Source organism: Pseudomonas atagonensis (assembly GCF_011369485.1).
Classification (GTDB): Bacteria; Pseudomonadota; Gammaproteobacteria; order Pseudomonadales; family Pseudomonadaceae; genus Aquipseudomonas; species Aquipseudomonas atagonensis.
Genome location: NZ_VXCA01000025.1, coordinates 398,485 through 424,693, shown reverse-complemented (window position 1 = coordinate 424,693; position 26,209 = coordinate 398,485). Strand labels below are relative to the sequence as shown.

Sequence of the window (26,209 nt, the reverse complement as noted above, 5' to 3'; positions counted from 1 at the left end):
GAAAAATGCCCGCCATGTTGCAGAACATTCCTACTCATGTCATTGCCGGCCCCTTGGGTGCGGGTAAGACCAGCCTGATTCGTCAGCTCATGGCGCAGCGGCCGGAAGGGGAGCGCTGGGCGGTGCTGATCAACGAGTTTGGCCAGATCGGCCTCGATGCTGCGCTACTGACCCGCGACGGCGATGGTATCGCACTGGGTGAGGTGGCCGGGGGGTGTTTGTGTTGCGTGAATGGTGCGCCGTTCCAGATCGGCCTCGGACGTCTGTTGCGCAAGGCCCGGCCCCATCGACTGTTTATAGAACCGTCCGGATTGGGCCATCCCGCCCAGTTGCTCAAGCAGTTGAGCGAGGCGCCATGGCTGGGGGTGCTGGCGGTGCAGCCGTGTGTTTTGGTGCTGGATGCCCAGGCGCTTCAGGCAGGAAAGCCGCTGCCCGCCGCTCAGCAGGAGGCACTGGCCGGCGCCGGTTTATTGCTGCTGAACAAGGCTGAAAACCTTGATGACGTTGCCCGACAGGCAATATCCCGTTGGCTACCTCCAGTCAGGCAGATCTGGACGCAAGAGGCGCAACTATCAATGAGTGAACTGCCGGGATTGGGAGTTGAAGCGGTGGCGGCGGTGGATAACTTGATGGTGCCCAATGGCGCGGCGCCAATGCCGGCCATCTGGAGCGATCCGACGGTGCCGATTTGCCTGTGTCAGGCTCAAGAGGGTGGCTGGAGCATCGGCTGGCGCTGGCATCCGGGCCAGACCTTTGATCGGCAACGTCTCGACGATTGGCTGAGCCGCCTCATCTGGAAAAGAGCAAAAATGATTATCCGCAGCAGCGGTGGCTGGATATCGGCCAACGCACTTGATAACGCTGCGCTGAATTGGCAAACCAGCGAGTGGCGCAAGGACTCACGGATCGAGCTGATCTTCGCCGACCCACAGAATATCGCTGAATTACAGGCCGGATTGGCGCAGTGCCGGATTCAGGCAGACTGACTCACGGTTTCCACTTGGTGTGTTCCTGGCGCCACTGGCTTAGCTCGATCACCTCGGCCCGCGGTTTGTGCACCTCGACCACCGGCGGCGTATCGTCGAACGGTGCCGGGTAGGGCGCCAGTTCGATCTGCGCACTGTGCGCGCCAAACTGGGTGATGGTGCCGTTGTGGCGGGTTTCGCCGGTCACGGTGAACTCGAAGTTGTAAACCCGCGCCAGTCGTCGGCGTCCGTTGGCGTCCTTGATGAAACCGATCTTCTTCAGTGCCACGTTGCCGTCGAGTAGCTCGACACGCACGTTCAGGCAATGCTGCTTGACCCGCTCCAGCGCCCGCTCGCGCAAGCCGTGGTTGTGCCACAGCCAGGCGCCGGCAGCGGCGAACAGCATCAGCACGAAGATGTTTTCGAGGGTCAGCATCAACAAGGAACTCCAAAAGATAGCGTCAGCTTAACTGCGTCGCCGGTCTGTCGTACAGGCTGCGTTTCGTCGCATACTGCGCGGCTTGAATTTCAATCGTTTTACGGAAAAACCCGAATGAAACGTACGCCTCATCTGCTCGCCATCCAGTCCCATGTGGTGTTCGGCCACGCCGGCAACAGCGCTGCGGTTTTTCCGATGCAGCGCGTCGGGGTGAATGTCTGGCCGCTCAACACCGTGCAGTTTTCCAACCACACGCAGTACGGCCAATGGGCGGGCGAAGTGCTGCCGCCGCAGCAAATTCCCGAACTGATCGAAGGCATCGCGGCCATCGGCGAACTGGGCAACTGCGACGCAGTGCTGTCCGGTTATCTCGGCAGCGCGGCACAGGGTCGGGCGATCCTCAGCGGCGTGGCGCGCATCAAAGCGGTCAATCCAAAGGCTTTGTATCTGTGCGACCCGGTCATGGGCCACCCGGAGAAGGGTTGCAGCGTGCCGGCTGAAGTCAGTGACTTTCTGCTGGACGAGGCGGCTGCGGTGGCGGACTTCATGTGCCCGAATCAGCTGGAGCTGGACAGTTTTTCCGGGCGCAAGCCGCAGTCGCTGTTTGATTGCCTGGCGATGGCTCGAGCATTGCTGGCGCGTGGGCCGAAAGCCGTATTGGTCAAGCATCTGGATTACCCAGGCAAGCCGGCGGATGGCTTCGAGATGTTGTTGGTGACCGCCGAGGGCAGTTGGCATCTGCGCCGTCCGTTGCTGGCGTTTCCGCGTCAGCCGGTGGGTGTGGGCGATCTGACGTCCGGTCTGTTTCTGGCGCGTGTGCTGCTGGGCGACAGCCTGGTCGCGGCGTTCGAGTTTACGGCGGCAGCGGTGCATGAAGTGCTGCTGGAAACTCAGGCGTGTGCCAGTTACGAGCTGCAACTGGTGCGGGCGCAGGATCGGATTGCGCATCCGCGGGTGAAGTTCGAGGCGACGGCGATCAGTTTGTAAGACCGCGTTGCCCCCATTCGCGAGCAAGCCCGCTCCCACATTTGGAATGCGTTCCCCCTGTGAGAGAGGGCTTGCTCGCGAAGCGTCTTGAAATCGAAGGGCTGATCAGGCGTCGCCCTTGATCTCCTGATAGCGCTTTTCCAGCTCCTGGCGAATCTGCCGGCGCTGCTGGGCCTGCATGTAGCGGCGTTTGTCTTCGCTGTTCTGCGGCTGCAGTGGCGGGACGGCGGCAGGTTTGCGCTGATCGTCAACCGCGACCATGGTGAAGAAACAACTATTGGTGTGGCGCACCGAGCGTTCGCGGATGTTTTCGGTCACCACTTTGATACCGACTTCCATCGAGGTGTTGCCGGTGTAGTTGACCGACGCGAGGAAAGTCACCAGTTCACCGACATGGATCGGCTCGCGAAAAATCACCTGATCCACCGATAGGGTCACCACATAGCGGCCGGCATAACGGCTCGCGCAGGCGTAGGCCACTTCGTCGAGGTATTTGAGCAGGGTGCCGCCGTGGACATTGCCAGAGAAGTTGGCCATGTCGGGGGTCATCAGTACCGTCATCGACAGTTGGGCGTTTCCGGGTTCCATAACGTTCTCACGGATCAAGGCTGGTTTGCTGGAAGCGCCTCTGCGGGCGCCTGGTCGCTTTTCAAAAGCACCGTTATCGGGACGCCGGGCGACTGGCCGCCGTCACGCCGGGATCGATCTGTTTCCATATATTGCACCGCCTTCCCGGCGGAAGTCGCGGTGTTACCCTGCAAAAGCCCTCCCCGAGGGCAATTCCCACAAGAAAAGCGGATTTTTACCTGGCTCGCGCAGATTTTTCTGACGTCTGTTCGCGAGCCTCTTCATTCAAGGAGCCCACGCCATGCATGCCATCAGTTTCATTCAGGATCTGGCAGTGATCATGTTGGTCGCAGGTGTGGTGACCGTGCTGTTTCACCGTTTCAAACAGCCAGTGGTGCTTGGCTATATCGTCGCGGGATTCATTATCGGCCCGCACACGCCGCCATTCGGCCTCATTCATGATGAAGAAACCATCAAGACCCTCGCCGAGCTGGGCGTGATCTTCCTGATGTTCTGCCTCGGGCTGGAGTTCAGCCTACGCAAATTGTTCAAGGTTGGCGCCACAGCGTTTATCGCGGCGTTCCTCGAAATCGTCCTGATGATCTGGATTGGCTATGAGATTGGGCGCTGGTTCGACTGGAACACCATGGATTCGCTGTTCCTGGGTGCGATTCTGGCGATTTCCTCGACCACCATCATCGTCAAGGCGCTGAACGATCTGAAGATGAAGAACGAGCGTTTCGCCCAGTTGATCTTCGGTGTGCTGATCGTCGAAGACATCCTCGGCATCGGCATCATCGCCTTGCTCTCGAGCATCGCGGTCAGCGGCACGGTCAGTTCCGGCGAGGTATTTTCCACGGTCGGCAAGTTGTCGCTGTTCATGATCGTCGCGCTGGTCATCGGCATTCTGCTGGTGCCGCGTTTGCTCGCTTATGTCGCCAAATTCGAAAGTAACGAGATGCTGCTGATCACCGTGTTGGGCCTGTGTTTCGGCTTCTGCCTGCTGGTGGTCAAGCTCGAATACAGTATGGTGCTGGGGGCGTTCCTGATCGGCGCGATCATGGCCGAGTCGCGGCAACTGCTGAAGATCGAGCGCCTGATCGAGCCGGTACGCGACTTGTTCAGCGCGATCTTCTTCGTCGCCATCGGCCTGATGCTCGATCCGATGATTCTTCTGGAATATGCGTGGCCGATCGCGGTGATCACCGTCGCCGTGGTGCTGGGCAAGATGTTGTCCTGCGGCCTCGGTGCGTTTATCGCCGGCAATGACGGACGCACCTCTCTGCGGGTGGGGATGGGGCTTTCGCAAATTGGCGAATTTTCCTTCATCATCGCCGCGCTGGGCATGACCCTGCAGGTCACCAGCAACTTCCTCTATCCGGTGGCTGTGGCCGTGTCGGTGATTACCACGTTGCTGACGCCCTACTTGATTCGTGCGGCTGATCCGCTGTCGATCAAGCTGTCTTCCGCCATGCCCAAGCGGCTCGGACGAGTATTCGGAATGTACGGCGAGTGGCTGCGCAGTATTCAGCCACAAGGCGAGGGCGCGATGCTGGCGTCGATGATCCGGCGAATTTTGTTGCAGGTCGGGGTCAACCTGGCGCTGGTGATTGCGATCTTTTTCGCCGGTGCGTATTTCGCCGGGCGCATCTCGATATGGCTGCAGGACTGGATCAGCGACCCGAGCTGGCAGAAGGCGTTGATCTGGGGCGGGGCGTTGTTGGTGTCGTTGCCGTTTCTGATCGCCGCCTATCGCAAGCTCAAGGCGCTTTCAATGCTGCTGGCGGAGATGGGCGTCAAGCCAGAGATGGCCGGACGGCACACGCAGCGAGTACGCCGGGTGATCTCCGAAGTGATCCCGATCCTCTCGCTGTTGGTGATTTTCCTGCTGCTGGCAGCCTTGTCGGCCAGTATTTTGCCGACCAACAAGTTGCTGGTACTGATCGCCGTGGTTGCGGCCGCCGTGGCGGCGCTGCTCTGGCGCTGGTTCATCCGGGTGCACACGCGGATGCAGGTGGCCTTGCTGGAAACCCTCGACAACCACAAGGAGTCGTCGGGGCACTGACCACCCGGGGCGTCTGACAGATCAGCTTTCCAGCCAGACGTCCCGCGCCCAGTGCCACACCGACTCCCAAGACTCTTCAGTGATCAGCTCTTCTTCGCCGGACCACAGCACTACCGTGCCGTCTTCTTCGACGCAGTAGTAGTTGTCCCCGTCCTGGCAGATCGGGATCAGGTCGCGAGGCACACCGGCGTCCCAGGCGTTGGCCGCCACATCCGGTAGATAAGTGTGCGATTGCGGGTCGGTGACGGTCACCGGCTCAAGGCTGCCGTAAACTACGTCGCTGACGGTCAGCAGAAACTCTTTGAAGACAAACGGAATGTTGATGAAGAGTTCTTCTTCGATCTCTACCAGTTGGTCTTCGTCAGGCAACTCCAAAGGAACCGGTACGGGTTCGTTGGCTTCGCGCAGTTGTTCGATGATTTCTTCCACGTCCGGGATCCTCTTGCTTGTATGGCGCGGTTTATATGGGCCGGTTTATACAGTAGCTCGCTATAGATGCAACCGCGAAATAGAAAACCCCGGCCGAAGCCGGGGTTTTTATAACAGCAAGTGAAACGCTGGCGGGGATCAGCCGTTCTGGCGGATACCGGCGACTAGCCAAGGCTGGTTGTCGCCCTGCGGACGTTCCATGTTCCAGCTTTCGCTGAATACTTCGCCCTGGTCGAAACGCGAGGTCTTCGACACACCGCTGAAGGTCAGGGTGGCGATGGTCTTGTCGGCACGGTCATCCACGCCATCCAGTTGCACCTGCAGGTTGTCGATGTAGGTCGACTGGAACGCGTCGCCCAGATCCGCACGCTCACGCTTGAGGAACTCGAACATTTGCGGGGTCACGAACTCGGCAATCTTGTCCATTTCGTTGGCGTCCCAATGCTGCTGCAGCGCCTGGAAGTGGCTGCGGGCGGCTTCAAGGAAGCGCTCTTCGTTGAACCAGGCCGGAGCGTTGATCACCGGACGGGCGGCAGCGGGAGCAGCCGAGCCACCAAAGATCGAACCCATGGCAGCAGGCTTCTGCTCGAACACTTCACGCTGCATCGGCGCGCCGGCCGGAGCGAACTGCTCCTGCTGCTTGCGTCGACGGGCGGCGATGAAGCGGAAGATCACGAACGCGATCACGGCCATGATCAGGATGTCGAAGATCTGCATGCCCTGGAAGCCGCCGCCCATGAACATGGACGCCAGCAGGCCACCGGCGGCGATGCCGGCCAGAGGGCCGAGCCATTTCGAAGCACCGCCGGCCTTGGCGGCGGCGCCAGCGGCACCGGCAGCACCCGCGGTCGCCGCAGCGCCGCCCATGCCTGGAGAAGAAGGAGCCATCTGGCTGGTCTGGTGCGTCGGCGCAGCGCCGGCGCTTTTGCCACCACCAAAGCGCTTGGCGTTGGCGTCGAGGCTCATCGTCAGGCCGATGCACAACGCCATGGCGATGCTAAGAAAACGTTTCATAAAGGGAATTCCCGTTTGTGGAGACACGCGCGCCATGTTGCACAGCTGAAGTGTTACTGGCTAGCGAGAGAGTGTTTCGGGCTTTTGCCTGACAGGTTACGTTCAGCTCGGTCGGGGCAATAAGGACATGTACTTTTGGCTGTAGGAAAGTGAGACAGGTTCAGTAAGAAAACTGCTTAGCGACGAAACGCCAGCATCACCACTCCCGCCGTGATCAGGCCGATGCCGCCCCACTGACGCAGGTCGAGCTTTTCATCGAGCAGGATCACACCAAGCACTGCCACCAGCACCACGCTGAGTTTGTCCACCGGCGCGACCAGCGAAGCCGGCCCGACTTTCAGCGCACGGAAGTAGCACAGCCACGACGCACCTGTGCCCAGACCGGACAACAGCAGGAACAGATAGCTTTTGGCGGAAATCGATCCCAGTGACTGATATTGGCCCGTGGCGTACAAAATCAAGGCCAGGCTGACGAGTACCACGATGGTGCGCAGCAGGGTGGCGAAATCGGAATTGACGTTTTCGATGCCGACTTTGGCGAAGATCGCTGTCAATGCGGCGAAAGTCGCCGAGAGCAGAGCCCAGAATGTCCAGGAAGAGAAGAAACCTGAGCCCATGGATGTTGCCTCCAGTGTTCGTGTCCGATCGTTCCCACGCAGAGCGTGGGAACGATGAGCAACGACGGGCTGCCCTTAAATAGCTTCCAGCTTCGCGTACCCCAGCATCAGCCACTTGCTGCCTTCGCTGAAGTTCACCTGCACCCGGGCTTGAGCACCCGCGCCCTCGAAGTTGAGGATCACGCCGTCGCCAAAGATCGAATGCCGCACAGCCTGACCGAGGCTGAGTCCGGTTTCCGGAATCTCGGCGCCACTGAACAGGTTGCTGCCGCTCATCGACTGATTGCCGCCGAACGGTCGGCTGACGCTGTTCGACAAGCGCACTTCCTGGATCAGGCCTTTCGGCACTTCGCGTACGAATCGCGAGACCTTGTTGTAGGTTTCGCTGCCGTACAGGCGTCGGGTTTCAGCATAGGTCATCACCAAATTCTGCATGGCGCGGGTGATGCCGACGTAGGCCAGGCGACGTTCTTCCTCCAGACGCCCCGGTTCTTCCAGGCTCATCTTGTGCGGGAACAGTCCTTCTTCCATGCCCACCAGAAACACGTACGGGAATTCCAGACCTTTGGCGCTGTGCAGGGTCATCAGCTGAATGCTGTCTTCGTGCTCGTCGGCCTGAGTGTCGCCGGCTTCCAGCGACGCGTGGCCGAGGAACGCCGCTAGTGGCGTCAGCTCTTCGTCGTCTTCGGTGTTCTCGAAGTTGCGCGCGGCGCTGACCAGTTCCTCAAGGTTTTCTACCCGGGCCTGGCCTTTTTCGCCTTTTTCCGCTTCGTGATAAGCGATCAGACCGGATTGCTCGATGACGGTTTGCGTCATCAAGTGCAGCGGCATTTCCATGCACTTGGCGGCGAGGTTTTCGATCAGCTCGATAAACGCGCCGAGAGCGCCAGCCGCACGACCGGTCAGGCCTTTGTTGGCGACCAGTTGGCGCATCGCTTCCCACATCGACACATCGCTGTGGCGGGCGTGGTCGCGGATCGCTTCGACGGTTTTCTCGCCGATACCACGGGCCGGAACGTTGATCACCCGTTCCAGTGCCGCATCGTTGCCGCGACCTTCCAGCAAACGCAGGTAAGCCATGGCGTTCTTGATTTCTGCGCGCTCGAAGAAGCGCTGACCGCCATAGATGCGGTACGGAATGCGCTCACGCAGCAAGGCTTCTTCCAAAACGCGCGATTGGGCGTTGGAGCGGTACAGAATCGCGATATCGCTACGAGCCAGGCCGGTTTTCAGCGCGCTTTCGATGGTTTCGACAACGTAGCGTGCTTCATCGTGTTCGTTGAACGCGGCGTACAGGTTGATCGCTTCGCCGTCGCCACCATCCGTCCACAACTCTTTGCCGAGACGCCCGGTGTTGTTGGCGATCAAGGCGTTGGCGGCTTTGAGGATGCCGGCCGTGGAGCGGTAGTTCTGCTCCAGGCGAATGGTTTCCGAGTCCGGGAAGTCAGACGAGTACTGATGAATGTTTTCGATTTTCGCGCCGCGCCAGCCGTAGATTGACTGGTCGTCGTCGCCGACCACCATCAGGCTGTCGCCGCCCTTGCCGAGCAGACGCAGCCAGGCGTACTGCACGGCGTTGGTGTCCTGGAACTCGTCCACCAGAATGTGCCGGAAGCGCTTCTGATAATGCGCCAACAGGCCCGGGTGGTCGCGCCACAGGTCGAGGGCACGCAGCAGCAGTTCGGAGAAGTCGATGACGCCGGCGCGCTGGCACGCAGCCTCGTAGGCCTCGTAAATGCCGCGCATGGTCGCCAGGTACAAATCGCCGCTGGCCTGAATGTGTTGCGGACGCAGACCTTCGTCTTTCTGCCCGTTGATGAACCACTGCGCCTGACGCGCCGGCCAGCGCTGTTCGTCCAGACCCAGCTCGCGGATCACTCGCTTGACCAGGCGTTGCTGGTCGTCGCTGTCGAGAATCTGGAAGGTCTGGCTCAAGCCTGCTTCCTGCCAGTGCGCCCGCAGCAAGCGGTGCGCCAGGCCGTGGAAGGTGCCGACCCACATGCCGGCCGGGTTGATGCCCAGCAACTGCTCGATGCGGTGACGCATCTCGGCAGCGGCCTTGTTGGTGAAGGTCACCGATAAAATGGAGTGGGGCGAGGCGTTTTCGACCTGGATCAACCAGGCGATACGGTGCACCAGCACTCGGGTTTTACCGGAACCGGCGCCGGCCAGGACCAACTGACGGCCAACGGGGGCTGCTACGGCCTGGCGTTGGGCATCGTTGAGGGAGTTCAGCAGAAGGGAGAGATCATCGCGCATCGGGGCATTCTAGGGTGCGCCGCAGGCCCGGGCAAACCGAGCTTTGCATTAGCCGATGAAAGTGTTGCTGATGACGACCGGTCGGTCATTGTCTGTAGGCGTCAGCCCGTCTCGCTCTGCGGGTTTTATCAGTGGCCCGGCGGCGAAAAGTTTCCATGAAATTATGATCTGGAGCAGTTTGGCAACGGGATGGGCTTGTGTATGCTCCGTCCACGTTTCGGGCGCACGCCCTCCTTATAAGAACAAGAACGTTGCCCATGACCCTCAGCTCCGAACTGTCGGGCCCCTCTGTGGAACCCCGGGTTATCCGCAAGCACTATGCCGTCGAAATGGCGGTCGAGCGCACGCGTCTGCTGTATCAGGGCTCGTTGTTGCCCACACTCTTCATGTTGATCAATGGTCTGGTCTGCGCCGGTTTGCTCTGGAGCCCGCAGCGCTACTTCGTGGTCAGCGTCTGGCTGGTGTGGTTGCTGTCGCTGGTGGCGTTGCGGGTGATTCAGGTCGCGGCGTTCGATTCGGCGATTCCCGACCGTCAGGCCCAACCGATCTGGTTCAGGATGTTTTTGCTCGGTTCGACCATGACCGGCCTGACCCTCGCCGGCGCCGGCATTGCGCTTGTGCCCGCCGACAATTTCATGCAGCAGGCCTGGGTGTTCGGCCTGATCGGCGCGGCGACACTCTCGGCCAGCGTCGCCTACGCCGTGAGCCTGCCAGCGTTTCTCTCCTTCACCTTGCCCTGTCTGCTGCCGGCGATCAGCTACCTGTTCTGGGGTGGCGACGAGCAGGCGCGCGGGTGGGGCTGGCTCGGCTTGATCCTGCTGGGGTCGTTGAGTGTGGTGGCGTGGCAGGTCAATCGGTTGATTGATCGCGGCCTGCTGCGGCGCTTTCAGAATCAACACCTGATCGAGCACCTGCAACAGACGCAACTGCGCAGCGAACAGCTCAATCAGGAACTGGCCAAGGAAATCGAGCATCGGCGTTGTGCCGAGGGCAAGTTGCGCGAAGCGCAGGTTGAACTGGAAGACCGCGTCGCCCAGCGCAGCCGTGAACTGGACATCGCCAATCAGGCCTTGAGCAAAAGCGAGGCGCGTCTGGCGCTGGCCTTGAAGGCCAGCGAATTGGGATTGTGGGACTGGAACCTGCAAACCGATGAAGTTCATCACACGCAGATTCAGGAACTGTTCGGCATTGATCCGGAGTACGTCACCGGGCTGTTGCGGCATTTGCGCCCGCGTCTGCACCCGGAGGATGTGCCACCGCTCAAGCACGCGCTGATCGAGCATCTGAAGGGCCGCACCGAGGATTATCAGATCGAGTACCGCGTGCGCCACGGCGATGGCCATTGGGTGTGGATCGAAGACCGTGGTCGTGCCGTGGAGCGCAGCGACAGCGGGCGAGTGATTCGCATGGTTGGCACCCGCCGCGACATCAGCGCCAGCAAAAGCCTCGAAGAGCAGCAGCGGCTGGCGGCGACGGTGTTTGAAGCTGCCAGCGAGGGCATCGTGATTCTCGATCCGAATTACGCGCTGATCGCGATCAATCAGGCATTCAGCCGCGTCACCGGTTATGACATCGACGACATGCTCGGGCGCAACGTGGTCGAGCTACCGTGCAGTCGCGATGCCCGCCGCCACTACGTGGCGATCCGTCACGCGCTGGAACAGCACGGCAGCTGGCAGGGCGAATTGGTGGAAACGCGCAAGAACGGAGAGCTGTACCCGCAGTGGCTGCAGCTCAATGCGGTGCGCGATGATCGGGGAAATGTCAGCCATATCGTCGGCTTCTTCGCCGATCTGTCGGCGCGGCGCGAGTCCGAAGAGCGCATGCGCTATCTGACGCACTACGACGAGCTCACTGGGCTGGCCAACCGCTCGCTGTTCCGTGAGCGCCTGCACGAAGCCCATCAACGAGTGCGGCAGGGCGGTCGACGCAGTCTGGCGCTGCTGCACGTCAATCTCGATCGTTTCAAATTGCTCAATGACAGCCTCGGGCATGAAGTTGCCGACCAACTGCTGCAGAAAATGGCGCGGCGGCTGGTCAATGCGTTGCCGGAGGCCGACACCATCGCTCGGCTGTCAGGTGACGAGTTTGCGGTGCTGTTCGATGCCTACGGCAACTTGTCGAGCCTCGCACGCGTCGCAACGCGCTTGTCGACCAAGCTGCGCTTGCCGCTGACCATCGAAGGGCACGAGCTGGTGGTCAGCGCCTCGATGGGCATCAGCATGCTGCCGGACAACGCCCGAGAGATTTCTGCACTGGTCAGCCAGTCGAACATGGCCATGCAACACGCCAAGCATTTGGGCGGCAATAATTTCCAGTTCTACACCGAGAGCCTGCAGGCCAGCACGCTGGAACGTTTGCAGCTGGAAAACCAGTTGCGCAAAGCCATCGAAGAGCGGCAGTTGAAAGTGTTTTACCAGCCCAAGCTGTGTCTGGAAACCGGGCGGTTGAACGCGGCCGAAGCACTGGTGCGTTGGGATCATCCGACCATGGGCCGGGTGCCGCCGGGGGATTTCATCGGTCTGGCCGAAGAGACCGGGCTGATCGGGCCTATTGGAGAGTTCGTCCTGCGCCAGGCCTGCTGGCAGGCGTGCGAGTGGCAGCGTCAAGGGCTGGAGCCGATCCGCGTTTCGGTAAATCTGTCGGTGCATCAATTGCGTCAGGGCAAACTGGTCAGTCTGGTGCGCCAGGTGTTGGAGGAAACCGGGCTGGCGCCGCACTACCTCGAGCTGGAACTCACCGAGAGCCAGTTGCTCGACAGCGTCGAACACATCATCGCGACCTTCCAGCAACTGCGTGATCTGGGGGTGAAACTGGCGATTGATGATTTTGGTACCGGCTATTCGTCGCTGAGTTACCTCAAGCGCATTCCGGTGGATTACGTGAAGATCGATCAGGCCTTCATTCGCGGGCTGGGGGAGGGCAGCGAGGACGCGGCGATCACGCGCGCGATCATTGCCATGGCCCACGGCTTGTCGCTGAAGGTGGTGGCGGAAGGGGTAGAGCGTCAGGAGCAGCTGCAATTCTTGCGCGAGGAACGTTGCGATGAAGTGCAGGGGTATCTGATCAGTCGGCCGGTAGAGGCGACTGCTCTGGCCGGGCTTTTGCGCGAACAGGACAAACCGCTTTAAGGGCTACATGTACGCCATCGTGCCTGATACGGGGACATGGAGTTACGCATTGAGCAGGCAAAAAGACAATTCATGTAGTATAACTACAAGCGTGCTACATCCCCGCCCATAAGAAGAGTCCAGCCCCTTGAATCTGCTGCAACACATCGCCCAGTCACGTCACCTGTTACGCAAGTCGGAGCTCAAGGTCGCCGACCACGTGCTGCTTGACCCTGCGGCCGTGATGCACAGTTCCATGGCTGACCTGGCCCACAGCGTCGGCATCAGTGAGCCGACCATCGTGCGCTTCTGCCGGGCCATCGGTTGTTCCGGTTTCCAGGATCTGAAACTCAAGCTCGCGCAAAGCCTCGCGGCCGGCGCCAGCTTCGGTCAGTTCGCGATCCATGAAGACGACTCCGTCGCCGATTACAGCCTGAAGATTTTCGACACCACGCTGCACACGTTGATGGAGGTTCGCGAGAAACTCGATCCGGTGGAACTGCAGCGCGCCGTGACGTTGATGTCCCAGGCCCAGCGTGTCGAATTCTATGGTTTCGGTGCGTCGGGCGCGGTGGCAGCGGATGCGCAGCACAAATTCTTTCGCTTGCTGCTCACGGCGGCCGCGTATTCCGACCCCCACATGCAGGCGATGTCGGCGGTGACGCTGAAGCCGACCGATGTGGCGATTTGCATTTCCCAATCGGGGCGTTCGAAAGACCTGCTGATTACCGCCAACCTCGTTCGCGAGAGTGGCGCTTCGTTGATTACCTTGTGCCCGAGTCAGACACCGTTGGCGGAATTGTCGACGGTCAACCTGGCGATCGACGTGCACGAAGACACCGAAATCTATACGCCGCTGACCTCACGGATCGCCCATCTGGTAGTGATTGATGTGTTGGCGATGGGCGTGGCCATGGCGCGCGGGCCAAGCCTGGTCAATCACTTGAAGAGTGTGAAGCGCAGTTTGCGCAGCTTGCGCCTCTCACCTAAAGCCGTAAAAGCCCTCGACGACTGATAGCTGTTGTGGCGAGGGGATTTATCCCCGTTCGGCTGCGATGCAGTCGCAAGATCTTCGCAAGCGACATCGTACTTCCGGGCTTGCGGGCCGCTCCGCAGCCCAACGGGGATAAATCCCATCGCCACAGTAAGATTCATCGCACTGTCATCCCGAAGCAGCCAAACCGTCATCCCTCCCGCCTATCGTGAAACTCCCGTACTCGCCTTGGGAGACTCGAAATGGCTCAGCCCTACGAAGAACGCAACAGCGCCGCGAAAACCCGTCGTCAGCAGGAAGACCAGCGCCGCATGGAATTTCGCCGCGCCATCGAAGATCGCTTCGAACTTCGCCAGCTTCAGGCCGAAATCGGCGATTTTCCCGAGGATATGCAAATTAACCACTGGCAGGCAGCACCGGCAGCTTCCCGTCGAAACGCTCAACCAGCGCGCTGATCTGCACGCGCTCGCTGCGAATAAACGCCAGGAAGGCGTGCGCCACTGGTGACAGCCGTTTTGCTTTGGCTTGCACCAGGCACCAGCTACGGAACAGCGGCAACTCTTCGACCGGTAGCTCGACCAGGCCGCCGGTTGCCAGCTCCAGGTTCAGGGCGTGGCGCGTCAACAGCGCCAGGCCCAGACCCGCCGCCACGCATTCGCGTTGCGCTTCGGCTGAAGCGACCTCTTGGGTCTGGGTGAAGTGCACGCGTTTCTCTTTGAAATACTCTTCGCAGGCCAGTCGCGTACCCGAGCCGGGTTCACGGATCAGCAGCGTGTACGGTTCAAGATCCTGCAGGCGCAGCGGGCCCATGTGCGCCAACGGATGATCCGGCCGCGCCACGGCAACAATCGGGTTATTGAGGAACGGCAAGAACTCAAGGCCCATGTCCTGCGGCACCATCGACATGATCACCAAATCGTCGCGGTTGTCCGAGAGCCGGCGAATTACCTGGCCGCGGTTAACCACGGTCAGTTGCAGATTCACTTCCGGGTGCTGACGCTTGAACGCTGCGAACAGGTGCGGCACGAAATATTTGGCGCTGGATTCCACCGCCAGTTTCAGTTGGCCCTGCAGCGAACCCTGCATGTCGGACAGCTGCATATCGAGGTTTTCCAGTCGGCCGAAAATGTCTCGACTGGCTCGCTGAAGTGCTTCTGCGGCTTCGGTCATGTAGAGTTTTTTGCCGACGTAATCGAACAACGGCTGGCCGATCAGCTCTTCGAGCTGGCGAATCTGCAGGCTGACGGCTGGTTGGGTGAGGGACATTTCGTCGGCTGCGCGGCTGTAGGAGCGCAAATCGCACACTTCATTGAAGATCTGCAATTGACGCAATGTCATACGCATCAAGGACTTACGCATTTTATTAGGGCTCTTGGCGTAGGTGAGTGTCTCAACTATAAGTCTTTACTTATGCATGACCCAATTTTTATTCATTTTTGTTAATCCCTTGTGAGCGCTAGTGTGGACCTGCGACTAAATTGAAACATTTGGTCACGCGTCGACCTGGGTCTAGCAGGTCGTGGTGCCACCGGCTCAAGGGAACCTCCAAGTGATAACAAAGATCCTGATCGCCAACCGTGGTGAGATTGCCGTACGAATCGTGCGAGCCTGCGCCGAAATGGGGATTCGCTCGGTTGCGATTTTTTCTGACGCCGACCGTCATGCCTTGCATGTGAAACGTGCGGACGAGGCCCACAGCATTGGTGCCGAGCCACTGGCCGGTTACCTCAACCCGCGCAAGCTGGTGAATCTCGCCGTGGAAACCGGTTGCGATGCACTGCATCCCGGTTACGGTTTTCTTTCGGAAAACGCTGAGCTCGCCGACATCTGCGCCGAACGCGGGATCAAATTCATTGGCCCGTCGGCCGAAGTCATTCGCCGCATGGGCGACAAGACCGAAGCGCGCCGCAGCATGATCAAGGCAGGCGTACCGGTCACGCCGGGCACTGAAGGCAACGTCGCTGACATCGAAGAAGCGTTGGCCGAGGGTGATCGCATCGGTTATCCGGTGATGCTCAAAGCCACTTCCGGTGGCGGCGGTCGCGGTATCCGCCGCTGCAACAGCCGCGAAGAACTTGAACAGAATTTCCCCCGCGTCATTTCCGAAGCGACCAAGGCCTTCGGTTCGGCGGAAGTGTTCCTGGAAAAATGCATCGTCAATCCCAAGCACATCGAAGCGCAAATCCTCGGCGACAGCTTCGGCAACGTCGTGCACCTGTTCGAGCGCGACTGCTCGATCCAGCGGCGCAACCAGAAGCTCATCGAAATCGCTCCGAGCCCGCAACTGACTCCGGAACAGCGCGCCTACATCGGCGACCTGTCGGTGCGTGCGGCCAAGGCTGTCGGCTACGAGAACGCCGGCACCGTGGAGTTCCTGCTCGCCGAGGGCGAGGTGTACTTCATGGAGATGAACACCCGGGTGCAGGTAGAACACACCATCACTGAAGAAATCACCGGGATCGACATCGTCCGCGAACAGATCCGCATCGCCTCCGGCCTGCCGCTGTCGGTGAAGCAGGAAGACATCCAGCATCGCGGTTTTGCCCTGCAATTCCGCATCAACGCCGAAGACCCCAAGAACAACTTCCTGCCGAGCTTCGGCAAAATCACCCGTTACTACGCCCCCGGCGGCCCGGGCGTGCGCACCGACACAGCGATCTACACCGGCTACACCATCCCGCCGTTCTACGACTCGATGTGCCTGAAACTGGTGGTCTGGGCGCTGACCTGGGAAGAGGCGATGGATCGCGGTCTGCGCGCCCTCGACGACATGCGCCTGCAGGGCGTGAAAACCACCGCCGCGTATTACCAGGAAATCCTGCGCAACCCGGAATTCCGTAGCGGCCAGTTCAATACCAGCTTCGTTGAAAGTCATCCTGAACTGACCAACTACTCGATCAAGCGCAAACCCGAAGAGCTGGCCCTGGCCATCGCCGCCGCCATCGCCGCCCACGCAGGCCTGTGAGGAATACAACAATGTCCAAGAAGATCTTTGTCACCGATACCATCCTGCGCGACGCTCACCAATCGCTGCTCGCCACCCGCATGCGCACCGAAGACATGCTGCCGATCTGCGACAAGCTCGACAAAGTCGGCTACTGGTCGCTGGAATGCTGGGGCGGCGCGACGTTCGATGCCTGCGTACGTTTTCTGAAAGAAGACCCGTGGGAGCGTCTGCGTCAACTGCGCGCCGCGTTGCCTAACACTCGCCTGCAAATGCTCCTGCGCGGGCAGAACCTGCTGGGCTACCGCCACTACAGCGATGACGTGGTCAAAGCCTTCGTCGCCAAAGCTGCAGTGAATGGCATCGACGTGTTTCGTATTTTCGATGCGATGAACGACGTGCGTAACCTGCGCGTCGCCATCGAAGCGGTGAAAGCGGCGGGCAAACATGCCCAGGGCACCATCGCTTATACCACCAGCCCCGTGCACACCATCGATGCTTTTGTGGCGCAAGCCAAGCAGATGGAAGCCATGGGTTGCGACTCGGTGGCGATCAAGGACATGGCTGGTCTGCTGACCCCGTACGCCACCGGCGAGCTGGTTCGCGCATTGAAAGCCGAGCAGTCGTTGCCAGTGTTCATCCACTCCCACGACACCGCCGGCCTAGCGACCATGTGCCAACTGAAGGCCATCGAAAACGGTGCCGACCACATCGACACCGCGATCTCCAGTTTCGCCTCGGGTACCAGCCACCCGGGCACCGAGTCGATGGTCGCGGCGCTCAAGGGCACCGAGTACGACACTGGCCTGAATCTGGAATTGCTGCAGGAAATCGGTCTGTACTTCTATGCCGTGCGCAAGAAGTACCACCAGTTCGAAAGCGAGTTCACCGCCGTCGACACCCGCGTGCAAGTCAATCAGGTGCCGGGCGGGATGATCTCCAACCTCGCCAACCAGTTGAAAGAGCAGGGCGCACTGAACCGCATGGGCGAAGTGCTGGCGGAAATCCCGCGTGTGCGTGAAGACCTCGGTTTTCCGCCGCTGGTGACCCCGACTTCGCAGATCGTTGGCACCCAGGCGTTCTTCAACGTGCTGGCCGGCGAGCGCTACAAGACCATCACCAACGAAGTGAAGCTGTATCTGCAGGGCGGCTACGGCAAGGCGCCGGGCGTGGTCAACGAGAAACTGCGTCGTCAGGCGATTGGCAGCGAAGACGTCATCGACGTGCGTCCAGCCGATCTGCTCAAGCCGGAAATGACCAAGCTGCGTGCCGACATCGGTGCATTGGCCAAGTCCGAAGAAGACGTACTGACCTTCGCCATGTTCCCGGACATCGGCCGCAAGTTCCTCGAAGAGCGTGCCGCCGGCACCCTGACGCCGGAAGTGCTGCTGCCGATTCCCGAGGCGGGCAAAGTCGCGTCGGCCGGTGGTGAAGGTGTGCCGACCGAGTTCGTCATTGACGTCCACGGCGAAACCTACCGCGTCGACATCACCGGTGTTGGTGTGAAGGCCGAAGGCAAGCGTCACTTCTACCTGTCCATCGACGGCATGCCGGAAGAAGTGGTGTTCGAACCGCTCAACGAATTCGTCGGCGGTGGCAGCAGCAAGCGCAAACAAGCTTCGGCACCGGGCCACGTCAGCACCACCATGCCGGGCAACATCGTTGATGTGCTGGTCAAGGAGGGCGACACCGTCAAGGCTGGCCAGGCTGTGCTGATTACCGAAGCGATGAAGATGGAAACCGAAGTCCAGGCCGCCATTGCCGGCAAGGTCACGGCCATCCACGTCGCAAAAGGCGACCGGGTCAATCCGGGCGAAATCCTGATCGAAATCGAAGGCTGAAATAACGGCCGCGATCCAACGCTTTAAACCTCGGGGGGGCATGTGCCCCCCTTTTTTTGTCTGCGATTTGCCTGAGTGGATTGATAGAGGGAGCGAGCCTGCTCGCCCCCGCATGCGTTGAATCAGAACGCCATTCGCCACTGCCCCATCACGCCGTGATTGCGGCTGTCAGTGCCCATCTCGCCAGTCAGACCGACGCCAAGGGTGTGATTGGCCGACAGGCCAAGATCGAGCCCTGCATCCACGGTCAGGCTGTTTCGATCCAGTGCGGCACCCGCCACTTCGAAACGCTTCCCACCCTTGACCAGTTGCTGGCGCGTGTCGCTGTCGAGTTCGCCGAAGGTATGTTTCCAGCCGGCACTGAAGCGAGGCGTCAGGCTCATACCGTTGTTCAGGCGATTGATTTTCGCGGTGCGTACACCAAAGGTGCTGCTGAGGTTGTCGCGGGTCTGGCCATGGACTTTCAATGCGGCGTCGCCACCTTTCTCCTTGTAGCTGTCGCGTTGATAACGCTGATAGCCGAGGCTGGCGAACGGTTCGAGGGTCGCGTTGTGGCGGCCGAGATTGAAGCCGACTTCGGCGAACGCCTGCTGGGTGCTGGCGTTGTAATCGCCTTCGAGACGATCCTTGAAGCCATTGAACGCCACCCGCCGTTTGCTGCTGCCGTCATGGCTGGAATATGTCGCGCCGAGACGCCAGGCCAACGGCCCTTCCTGCCTGACGGCATAAGCACCGAGGTGCCAGCTGTCGAGGTCACCGTCGTATTGACGAGCGTCGAGGCTGGTCTGGGATTTACCCGCCAGCAAACCGAGGTGCCACTGCTCATCAAGACGCCAATCGGCGCCCAAGACCAGACCTTGGGTCGCGTGCTTCAGCGTGCTGTCGAAATCGCGGTCGACCTTGCCTCCATGGCCGAGTCCCTGAACCCAGACCCGGCCGGACTTGTGATCGCCGGCAGCCTGACGGGGAGAGTTGCCTGAGTGGTACGCAGCGCCCGGCTGCTTATCCAGCTGCCGCATGGCCGAGAGCATGCTGGCGCTGACAGGAGCACTGCTGCTCAGCGTGGCTTTGGCGAGGTTGGCATTGCTGCCAGCGGCAAGTTGTTCGATGGCGACAGGGGCGGTGTTTTTGTCACTTGTCAGCAAGGCGACGACGGCGGCGTTTGCCGGTTTTGAAGACTGAGGCGCCGCCATCGCCGGGCTTGCGGTGGGTGATGGTCTATTGGCGGTTACCGGTGTTGGCTGTGGAATCAGTGGCTCTTCGATGCTCTCGGCAACTGCACGACCATTGTCGGTGATGGCAACGCTTTCCAGTTCCACCCCGTTGCGCGAATAGGTCAGCCCGACTTTCTGTTCATCGTATTGCAACTCGGGCGTCATGAAGGCCAGATTGTTTTCAACTGTGGCGAATCGGCCTTCAACTTTCCCGGCTGTGAGGAGCGTGTGCTGACTGCTTTGTGGGTAGTCGCCGGCAGTCACCAGTTTGAGGGTCGCATCGCCCAGGCGAGCGACGCCATCCACCTGAATGGTCGGGCTCTTGCCCTCATGATCAAGCGCGTAAGCCAATACGGCTGTTTGAGACAGATTCAGATCGCCTTTGACGGCTGGCGCTCCGTGTACCTGATTAATTGAAAGCAGCCCGTGGACGTTCAGGTCTGTCATGGCCCCGGAACCCGCAAACTGGCCGTTCTTGTGGACGGTAACGTTGCCGCCGATCAGTCCGTTGTTAGTGAGAACTCCGCCAGCCAGCGCAGTGGCATCACCAACGATTGCTCCGTTATTGACGAGCGTTCCCTCGGTCAATGCCTGCCCGGTGATATTCCCTTCATTGGTTAGCGAGGCCTTCGGCCGAACCAGTACTCCAATATTGAAATCACCGTCGCCACTGCGCACCCATGCACCTTGCTTGACCTCCAGACCATCGAAGTTGCTGGTCTTTCCCAGCGTGCCTCCTTTCGCCGCGTCGAGTTGCATGACATTGGTGCCGCCCCCGCCATCCACCAGTCCGGCAAAGCTTCCGCGACTCTGCAGGGAGACCAGATCATTTCGGTCATCAAGGTGCAGTGAAACGCCGTCAGTTGCACTGATCCTGGATTTGTAAGGGTGTTTGATCGTTGTGGGGTCATTGATGAAGGTGTCGAGTATTTCGATCAATCCTTGAGTATTCAGTGTCGGGGCAGGCGTCTGGTCAGCGTATGCGTAAGGTGTACAACCCAGCGTCAGCGCAATCGATAGCGCCAGTTTTTTTGCTTGATAGGTGTGTTGAGTGCGCATCAATTCAAGTCTCTTCAGGAGGAAGACTTAACTCTATTGATGCACCCCAACATCCGATGTCGGCCGCTTCCCGCAGCCTTGCAGGCGGCGTCGGATCATTGTGTAGAAAAAGTCGGCCAGAGCGGAATCCCGTGATTTTGCTCGACGTCAGGGCATCCTTTTCCTACAGCCGAACAAGACCGCACTGGCTGTTCAATCCTCAAAAACTCATCTGCCATTGCCCGATCAAACCGTGGTTGCGACTGTTGCTTCCGACCTCGCCGCTGTATCCCACGCCCAGCGTATGCCGCGCAGAGAGGCCCACGTCCAGCCCGGCTTCCACAACCAGACTGTCACGATCCAGCGAACTGCCATCGACACTGAAGGCTGTGCCACCGACCACAAAAGCCTGGCGCGTCGAGCTGCTGACGTCGCCGTAGGTGTGTTTCCAGCCGGCCGCCACACGCGGGGTGATGCTCATGCCGTTGTCGAGGCTACTCAGGTGCGCGAGGCGCAAGCCGAAGGTGCTGCTGAAATTGTCCTGGGTCTGGCTGTCGACTTGCAGCGCAGCGGCGCCGCCCTTTTCCCGATAACTGTCGCGGTGGTAACGCTGGTAGCCGAGGCTGGCGAACGGTTCGGCACTGAGGCGGCCGCTGCCCATGGCGTAACCGAGTTCGGCGAAGGCTTGTTGGCTGTCGGCGTCGTAATCGCCTTTCGGGCGATCGCTGAAGCCATTGAACGCAATCGTGCGTTTGCTCTCGCCCTGATGGCCGCTGTACGCGGCGCCGAGGCGCAAGGAGAGCGGGCCGTTCTGGTGTAGCGCGTAGACGCCCGCATGCCAGCTCTCGACGTTGCCGTCGACGCCGGTGGCGTCCAGTTCGGTCTTCGAATAACCGCCGAGGACACCGAGTCTCCACGCTGAATTCAGCGACCAGTCGGCGCCGAGAACGCTGCCCTTGGTGCGTTGTTCGAGACTGCTGCCGCCGTGTTCGCCGTCGAGTTTGCCGTAGCCGCCAATGGCCTGTAGCCAAAGGCGTCCGCGTGCATTCGGGTCATTGAGGTTGCGCGCTTCGGGCGGCACACCGTTGGCTGCCAGCACCGGCGTTTCACGCGAATCGAGGCCGACCTTCAAGCTCGGGCTGCCACCCATTTGCTGCATCGCCGAGAGCATGCTGCTGCCGACCTGGTTGCTGGCGCCGAGGGTGGCGCTGGTCAGGTTGGCGTTACTCGCGCCGGCGAGTTGCTCGATGGCCGCGCCGGCACTGCTTTGGGTGGTGTTGAGCAGGGCGTTGTACAGCGTGTTATGGGAGCCCATCGAAGCGAGGCTGTTGGCGGCGTTGCTGCCGTTGCCGGAGGCGGCGAATTGATTGAAGGCCACGTCGTTGCGGGTGTAAGTCAGATCGACCTGGGTCGGTGTGTAGGCGAGGGTCGGCGTCAGGAACGCGTAGTCGCTGGTGACTTTGTCGAAAGTACCTTTGACCTGCCCGGCTTGCAACACGGTGTAATGGCTTTGCCACGGGTAATTGCCCGTGCCGGGATTCACCGCCAGGGTCGCGCCGTTGAGGCTGGCCGTGCCGCCGACCTGGACCGGGGCGCTGCTGCCGTCCGCGTTGACGCCGTAGGCGAGGGTCGCGGCGCTGCTCATGTTCAGGTCGTGAACAATATTCGCGCGGCCGAGCGACGTGTTGGTTCGAAGCGTGCCGTTGACGTTGAGATTGCCCACCGAGCCGCCACCGGTATACACACCGCCGGCATCCACCGTGAGACTGCCGGCAATGCCACCCTGGTTGATCAACGCCGCACCTTTGCGCACCGCGCCGCCGTCGCTGAAGTCGCCGCTGCCGGTCAGGGTCCACGCGCCTTGCTTGACCTCAAGCCATTCGAAATTGCGACTGGCGCCGAAGCTGCCGCCCGCCGCGTCATCCATCACTACACGGTCGTAACCGCTGCCGCCATCGACCACGCCGACAAAGCGGCTGCCACTGCGCAAGGTCAGGCTGTCGTTGCCGCCACCCAGATCCAGCGCCAGACCATTGCTGCCGCTGAGGGTGCCGCCGTTGATGACGTTGTCGGCGAACTCGCCGACGAACTTCACGCCGAAGCCGTCGAGCCCTTGAATGGTGCCGAAGTTCTCCAGCGTGGTGGCGGCCAACCCCGAGCCGCCGCTGCCGTCGTCGACCAGAATTGCGCTGTTGGCGCCGCTGATCAGTGCGCCGCTGGCGTTGAGGATGTAACCGCCGCCGAGGGCGATGCCTTCACTGCCATTGGCGAAACCACCCTTGTCGACGCCACCGGCGCCCACGCCCTGAATCACGCCGTAGTTTTCAATGTGAGCGATCTTGTCGATGTCTACGCCATCGCCGTCACCGTTCGGTTGCAGCCCGGAGTAGGCGCCGGTGATAGTGCCGTGGTTGATCACTGTGCCGTCGCCATCGGAACCGAAGCCCGAGCCGTTGCGCCCGGTAATCTGCCCGTAGTTGACCAGCGTGGCGCCGAGGTCGGTGGTGATGCCGTGGCGGCCGCCGGAAATCACTCCACGGTTGGTGATCGAGACACCGGTTGCCGTATCGATATCAATGCCGTCGAACTTCTCGTCGGCATTGTGCGAGTCTCCCGTGGAGATCTCCCCATCGTTGGTAATCGTCGCGTTGGCGCCGGTCTTCATGCCGTCGCTGGCATCGCCGCGAATCAGCGCGCCCGCGCGATTGATGATCGTGGTTTTTACTCCGTCACTGCGCAGCGCATCGAGATCCAGCCCTTGGCCGGTGGCCGAGCGAATGAGCCCGCTGTTGTCGATCAACAGGCTGCCACTGATGAAGTTGCTGTCGATTCGCAGCGCATCGTTTGCACCGAGAATCTGCCCACCGCTGCGGTTGTAGATCGTGTAGTTGCGAGCCTGAGTCAGGTCGCCGCTGCTGTCGATCGCCCGGCCACCGGAAGAGACGATTTTGCCCGCGTTGTCGATCACCACACCGGCGCCGCTGGTGCTGTCCTTGAGGCTGATGGTCTTGCCGCTGTTGGTGATACTGCCCGGCGCCGAAATCGTCAACGTGTCGCTGCCACCCAAGGTTTGTGCGGCGGTGGTTGCGGTGTCGATCTGTACGGTCTTACCGTGGGCCGCTGTGGCGCAAATCAGCAGACCGATGGCGAAGGACAGACGCTGGGGCGGGAAGGGCATGGGCAGAAGGCCTTTTTGTTATAAACGGGCCGTCCTGTATAGCGATGAGTTTTTACAGAATGATGTCTGCATTATTTTGCGTTCACGTGGCAATTTATTGCGAATTTATGCATTTTATTGCACATATAACTTTCCCTTTAGCTCCGCGAATGCACTATATTGCATTTCAAATACCGTAATAGGTGTTCCAAGTGCATTTAAATGCAGATGGGAAGAGTATGTACAACCTGACACTCCAAATATTCACCGCAGGTCAGTGGCACGATGCGATGGTGTTGACCTTCGACGAGCCGGAAAAAGGCTTCGAAAGCCGCTGCAGTTTTGGCTACGAGGCGTCTTATCTTGTCGACAATATTGAAGCCATCGGATCTCCCTTCTCGAGGGCTGTGAGTGCGTTGTATCCGTTGGATTGGGAAGGTCGTCGATCCGGCACCCCGGCATTTGTGCATGACATTGCACCGGCAGGCGCTGCCAAAAGATTTCTTCTTGCCCGCCTGGGGAAAGACCGGCCGGAAAACATCGCGGCGGATCTGTACCTGCTTGGTCGGAGTACTCCAGCGCCAATCGGCAACATGCGCGTAAAAGAATCGGTAGAGCTGGTTGATGAGCGCGAACCGATAGGATTCCAGCGTCAGGATGTGGTTAACCGTGACAACCGCTTTCTTGAATACGCCTATGAGTTGGGCGCTGCGATTGGCGGGGCGACCGGAGCAGGAGGTGAGGCCCCGAAACTTCTGCTGGCGGAGAACCGTGCCGGCCTCTTGTACCCGGATGCGGTATTGAGAGATGAGGACGTCCGCCAGCATTGGTTTGTGAAATTCGCCCGGAACAGGGGAGGCCTGACCGATCAGGATATTTTGCGAAGCGAATTTCACTACTACAAAGCTTTGCAGGCGTTGGGTATCGAGACCGTATCTGCCGAAGGTCTGGCGTTAGAGGAGGCGAACAAGCCCAGTCTGTGGATGCAGCGCTTTGATCGAAAAGTTTCGCACGGCGACGTGCAACGCTTTGCCGTCGAGTCGGTTTATTCGTTGGCCGGAGTCACCACGCCGGGGAGCGCCATGAACCACATGGATGTCATCCGCATGCTCGCCCGGCTGTGGCGCGATGCCGGGCAAACGAGTCAGATTCCGGCGCTTGTGGCGGATTACCTGCGGCGGGATCTGATCAACAAGATCCTTGGCAACTCGGACAACCATGGTCGAAATACCGCCATCATCCGGCAGGCAAATACGTTTCGACTGGCGCCGATTTATGACTTGGCCCCCATGGTCATGGATGACGAAGGCGTGACTCGTACAACCAAATGGCCCAGAGAGCTGGAGGTCGCCGGCGATGTCGACTGGCGTGGCGTCTGCCGCGCCTTGGCAGACATCGCCGATCCAGATGATCCGTTGGCGGGCTTATCCGACGCGACTGATTGTTTCGAACGGTTGCGCGCTGATGCGCAACGATTGGCAGCGCTGCCGGATATTTTGTCGGCCAGTGGTTTACCTGCACGGACAATGAACCATCCGGGCATTCATCTGAGAAACCTGGAGCAACGCTTGAAAGAGTGGGATTTGAAATGAGCATGACTGTGGCTGAGCGCACTGTGCTCATCGAAAGTATTCAAGAGGCGCTGGCTCAGGGGACGCTTGAGATCGGCGAAGCCGTGCGCCGATTGCGCGTGGAAGTGACGGGGTTACATCAGGCGCAGTTCGCGAAGATGTGCAAAATTTCCGTGCGCACGCTGGTGCATATCGAGCACGGCGAGGGCAATCAGACGCTGAAATCCTTGAATGCTGTGTTCCGACCGTTCGGGCTGAAAATGGGGGTAGTGCGGGTTCGCCGTGAAAACGGCTGAACCCGCTGCTTGTTCAGCGTTCGGCACGGCACTCGACCAGGCCTTTCACTTGCCCTGTGGGCGTCTGATTGTCATCTGCCAACCAGCGTTCGAACCCTGCCGCAATCGCCGGCCATTCCGAATCCAGAATCGAGTACCACGCCGTATCGCGGTTCTGGCCCTTGACCACCATGTGCTGGCGGAACACGCCCTCAAAACTGAAGCCCAGACGTTCGGCGGCGTACTTGGAGCGGGCGTTGCCGTTATTGCATTTCCATTCGAGGCGACGGTAGCCCAGGTCGAAGGAGTGTTTCGCCAGCAAGTAAACCGCCTCGGTGCTTTTCGGCGAGCGCTGCATCGGCGCGCCGAAGGTGACGTGGCCGATTTCGATGCGGCCCTGGGCCGCAACGATCGACATCAGGCTGAGGATGCCTTGCACCTGACCGCTGGCGCGGTCGATGACGCTGAAGAAATACGGATCGCTGCTGGCGGCGTGGTTGTTCAGCCAGTCGTTGAAGACGCTGCGTTCCGGGAACGGGCCGTAGGGCAAATAATCCCAGAGTTTCGGGTCGCCGCCGGGGCCTTCGAGGGCGCTGAACAGGTCATCGCCATGGCGCGCCGGGTCGAGTTTTTCCAGACGGATAAAGCGGCCTTCGAGCAGTTGGGTGGTGGGCGCTGGAACGCCTTTCCAGTCGGCAAGTGACGTGGTCATGGGCGCGGCTC

Annotated in this window: 20 protein-coding genes; 10 read left to right on the top strand and 10 right to left on the bottom strand. The window is 60.2% G+C overall.

Features of this window, described 5'->3' with window-relative positions:
• Positions 1-14 precede the first annotated feature (14 nt).
• Positions 15-986 (top strand): CobW family GTP-binding protein, encoded by a 972-nt coding sequence (locus F2P67_RS17510; protein ID WP_166222271.1) that lies wholly within the window; start codon positions 15-17, stop codon positions 984-986.
• Between the two features lies 1 nt (position 987).
• On the opposite strand, the gene F2P67_RS17505 is transcribed toward F2P67_RS17510, so the two are convergent.
• Positions 988-1,401 (bottom strand): DUF3301 domain-containing protein, encoded by a 414-nt coding sequence (locus tag F2P67_RS17505; protein ID WP_064389782.1) that lies wholly within the window; start codon positions 1,399-1,401, stop codon positions 988-990.
• Between the two features lie 117 nt (positions 1,402-1,518).
• On the opposite strand from F2P67_RS17505, the gene pdxY reads away from it, so the two are divergent.
• Positions 1,519-2,391, top strand: coding sequence for a pyridoxal kinase PdxY (gene pdxY, locus F2P67_RS17500; RefSeq protein ID WP_166221993.1), 873 nt, complete (start codon positions 1,519-1,521; stop codon positions 2,389-2,391).
• A gap of 105 nt (positions 2,392-2,496) precedes the next feature.
• Here pdxY and F2P67_RS17495 read toward each other — a convergent pair whose 3' ends face one another.
• Entirely contained in the window at positions 2,497-2,979 is a 483-nt protein-coding gene (locus F2P67_RS17495) for an acyl-CoA thioesterase (RefSeq protein ID WP_003229693.1), read from the bottom strand.
• Positions 2,980-3,259: 280 nt separating this feature from the next.
• Here F2P67_RS17495 and F2P67_RS17490 point away from each other — a divergent pair, with 280 nt between their 5' ends.
• Complete coding sequence (locus tag F2P67_RS17490) at positions 3,260-5,023, top strand: cation:proton antiporter (protein ID WP_166221991.1); 1,764 nt, start codon at positions 3,260-3,262, stop codon at positions 5,021-5,023.
• A gap of 21 nt (positions 5,024-5,044) precedes the next feature.
• Here F2P67_RS17490 and F2P67_RS17485 read toward each other — a convergent pair whose 3' ends face one another.
• From F2P67_RS17485 to uvrD, 4 genes are all read right to left on the bottom strand, one after another.
• Positions 5,045-5,452, bottom strand: a complete 408-nt coding sequence (locus F2P67_RS17485; RefSeq protein ID WP_024164487.1) for an SMI1/KNR4 family protein — start codon at positions 5,450-5,452, stop codon at positions 5,045-5,047.
• Between the two features lie 138 nt (positions 5,453-5,590).
• Positions 5,591-6,466 (bottom strand): Tim44 domain-containing protein, encoded by an 876-nt coding sequence (locus tag F2P67_RS17480; RefSeq protein WP_166221989.1) that lies wholly within the window; start codon positions 6,464-6,466, stop codon positions 5,591-5,593.
• Between the two features lie 176 nt (positions 6,467-6,642).
• A complete protein-coding gene (locus tag F2P67_RS17475; protein ID WP_102356657.1) occupies positions 6,643-7,083 on the bottom strand; it encodes an EamA family transporter in 441 nt (146 codons plus the stop codon).
• A 75-nt stretch (positions 7,084-7,158) separates the two neighbouring features.
• Complete coding sequence (uvrD, locus tag F2P67_RS17470) at positions 7,159-9,342, bottom strand: DNA helicase II (protein ID WP_166221987.1); 2,184 nt, start codon at positions 9,340-9,342, stop codon at positions 7,159-7,161.
• 257 nt (positions 9,343-9,599) lie between these two features.
• Between uvrD and F2P67_RS17465 the strand changes: the two genes are divergently transcribed.
• The 3 genes from F2P67_RS17465 (at position 9,600) to F2P67_RS17455 (ending at position 13,901) form a co-directional block, all read left to right on the top strand.
• Positions 9,600-12,473: a putative bifunctional diguanylate cyclase/phosphodiesterase gene (locus tag F2P67_RS17465; RefSeq protein ID WP_166221985.1), complete on the top strand. Its 2,874-nt coding sequence runs from the start codon at positions 9,600-9,602 to the stop codon at positions 12,471-12,473.
• Between the two features lie 127 nt (positions 12,474-12,600).
• A complete protein-coding gene (gene hexR / locus F2P67_RS17460; RefSeq protein ID WP_007962240.1) occupies positions 12,601-13,467 on the top strand; it encodes a transcriptional regulator HexR in 867 nt (288 codons plus the stop codon).
• 221 nt (positions 13,468-13,688) lie between these two features.
• Positions 13,689-13,901: a PA3496 family putative envelope integrity protein gene (locus F2P67_RS17455; protein ID WP_166221983.1), complete on the top strand. Its 213-nt coding sequence runs from the start codon at positions 13,689-13,691 to the stop codon at positions 13,899-13,901.
• Here F2P67_RS17455 and F2P67_RS17450 read toward each other — a convergent pair.
• Entirely contained in the window at positions 13,843-14,805 is a 963-nt protein-coding gene (locus F2P67_RS17450) for a LysR family transcriptional regulator (RefSeq protein WP_166221981.1), read from the bottom strand. The genes F2P67_RS17455 and F2P67_RS17450 overlap by 59 nt on opposite strands.
• Before the next feature lie 190 nt (positions 14,806-14,995).
• Between F2P67_RS17450 and F2P67_RS17445 the strand changes: the two genes are divergently transcribed.
• The gene (locus F2P67_RS17445) at positions 14,996-16,411 is read left to right on the top strand and encodes an acetyl-CoA carboxylase biotin carboxylase subunit (protein ID WP_025112637.1); all 1,416 of its coding nucleotides are present in this window, start codon (positions 14,996-14,998) and stop codon (positions 16,409-16,411) included.
• A gap of 11 nt (positions 16,412-16,422) precedes the next feature.
• A complete protein-coding gene (gene oadA / locus F2P67_RS17440; protein WP_166221979.1) occupies positions 16,423-18,231 on the top strand; it encodes a sodium-extruding oxaloacetate decarboxylase subunit alpha in 1,809 nt (602 codons plus the stop codon).
• A 122-nt stretch (positions 18,232-18,353) separates the two neighbouring features.
• Here oadA and F2P67_RS17435 read toward each other — a convergent pair whose 3' ends face one another.
• Both F2P67_RS17435 and F2P67_RS17430 read right to left on the bottom strand, forming a co-directional pair.
• Complete coding sequence (locus F2P67_RS17435; RefSeq protein WP_166221977.1) at positions 18,354-20,504, bottom strand: autotransporter outer membrane beta-barrel domain-containing protein; 2,151 nt, start codon at positions 20,502-20,504, stop codon at positions 18,354-18,356.
• A gap of 199 nt (positions 20,505-20,703) precedes the next feature.
• Positions 20,704-23,661 (bottom strand): autotransporter outer membrane beta-barrel domain-containing protein, encoded by a 2,958-nt coding sequence (locus F2P67_RS17430; RefSeq protein ID WP_166221975.1) that lies wholly within the window; start codon positions 23,659-23,661, stop codon positions 20,704-20,706.
• Positions 23,662-23,879: 218 nt separating this feature from the next.
• Between F2P67_RS17430 and F2P67_RS17425 the strand changes: the two genes are divergently transcribed.
• Both F2P67_RS17425 and F2P67_RS17420 read left to right on the top strand, forming a co-directional pair.
• Positions 23,880-25,232 carry a type II toxin-antitoxin system HipA family toxin gene (locus F2P67_RS17425; protein ID WP_166221973.1) on the top strand — a complete coding sequence of 451 codons (1,353 nt, stop codon included), beginning with the start codon at positions 23,880-23,882 and terminating at the stop codon, positions 25,230-25,232.
• Entirely contained in the window at positions 25,229-25,507 is a 279-nt protein-coding gene (locus tag F2P67_RS17420; RefSeq protein ID WP_166221971.1) for a helix-turn-helix domain-containing protein, read from the top strand. Before F2P67_RS17425 ends, F2P67_RS17420 begins: the two co-directional genes overlap by 4 nt.
• 13 nt (positions 25,508-25,520) lie before the next feature.
• Here the strand turns inward: F2P67_RS17420 and F2P67_RS17415 are convergent, their stop codons facing one another.
• On the bottom strand, positions 25,521-26,198 hold the full coding sequence (locus F2P67_RS17415) for a GNAT family N-acetyltransferase (protein ID WP_166221969.1): 678 nt from the start codon (positions 26,196-26,198) through the stop codon (positions 25,521-25,523).
• Between the last annotated feature and the right edge of the window lie 11 nt (positions 26,199-26,209).

Coding starts and splice junctions, on each gene's coding strand:
- F2P67_RS17415 (WP_166221969.1), bottom strand. CDS start 26,198: ATGACCACGTCACTTGCCGACTGGAAAGGCGTTCCAGCGCCCACCACC.
- F2P67_RS17480 (WP_166221989.1), bottom strand. CDS start 6,466: ATGAAACGTTTTCTTAGCATCGCCATGGCGTTGTGCATCGGCCTGACG.
- F2P67_RS17425 (WP_166221973.1), top strand. CDS start 23,880: ATGTACAACCTGACACTCCAAATATTCACCGCAGGTCAGTGGCACGAT.
- F2P67_RS17505 (WP_064389782.1), bottom strand. CDS start 1,401: ATGCTGACCCTCGAAAACATCTTCGTGCTGATGCTGTTCGCCGCTGCC.
- F2P67_RS17450 (WP_166221981.1), bottom strand. CDS start 14,805: ATGCGTAAGTCCTTGATGCGTATGACATTGCGTCAATTGCAGATCTTC.
- F2P67_RS17465 (WP_166221985.1), top strand. CDS start 9,600: ATGACCCTCAGCTCCGAACTGTCGGGCCCCTCTGTGGAACCCCGGGTT.
- F2P67_RS17455 (WP_166221983.1), top strand. CDS start 13,689: ATGGCTCAGCCCTACGAAGAACGCAACAGCGCCGCGAAAACCCGTCGT.
- uvrD (WP_166221987.1), bottom strand. CDS start 9,342: ATGCGCGATGATCTCTCCCTTCTGCTGAACTCCCTCAACGATGCCCAA.
- F2P67_RS17420 (WP_166221971.1), top strand. CDS start 25,229: ATGAGCATGACTGTGGCTGAGCGCACTGTGCTCATCGAAAGTATTCAA.
- pdxY (WP_166221993.1), top strand. CDS start 1,519: ATGAAACGTACGCCTCATCTGCTCGCCATCCAGTCCCATGTGGTGTTC.
- F2P67_RS17490 (WP_166221991.1), top strand. CDS start 3,260: ATGCATGCCATCAGTTTCATTCAGGATCTGGCAGTGATCATGTTGGTC.
- F2P67_RS17435 (WP_166221977.1), bottom strand. CDS start 20,504: ATGCGCACTCAACACACCTATCAAGCAAAAAAACTGGCGCTATCGATT.
- F2P67_RS17475 (WP_102356657.1), bottom strand. CDS start 7,083: ATGGGCTCAGGTTTCTTCTCTTCCTGGACATTCTGGGCTCTGCTCTCG.
- oadA (WP_166221979.1), top strand. CDS start 16,423: ATGTCCAAGAAGATCTTTGTCACCGATACCATCCTGCGCGACGCTCAC.
- F2P67_RS17495 (WP_003229693.1), bottom strand. CDS start 2,979: ATGGAACCCGGAAACGCCCAACTGTCGATGACGGTACTGATGACCCCC.
- F2P67_RS17510 (WP_166222271.1), top strand. CDS start 15: ATGTTGCAGAACATTCCTACTCATGTCATTGCCGGCCCCTTGGGTGCG.
- F2P67_RS17430 (WP_166221975.1), bottom strand. CDS start 23,661: ATGCCCTTCCCGCCCCAGCGTCTGTCCTTCGCCATCGGTCTGCTGATT.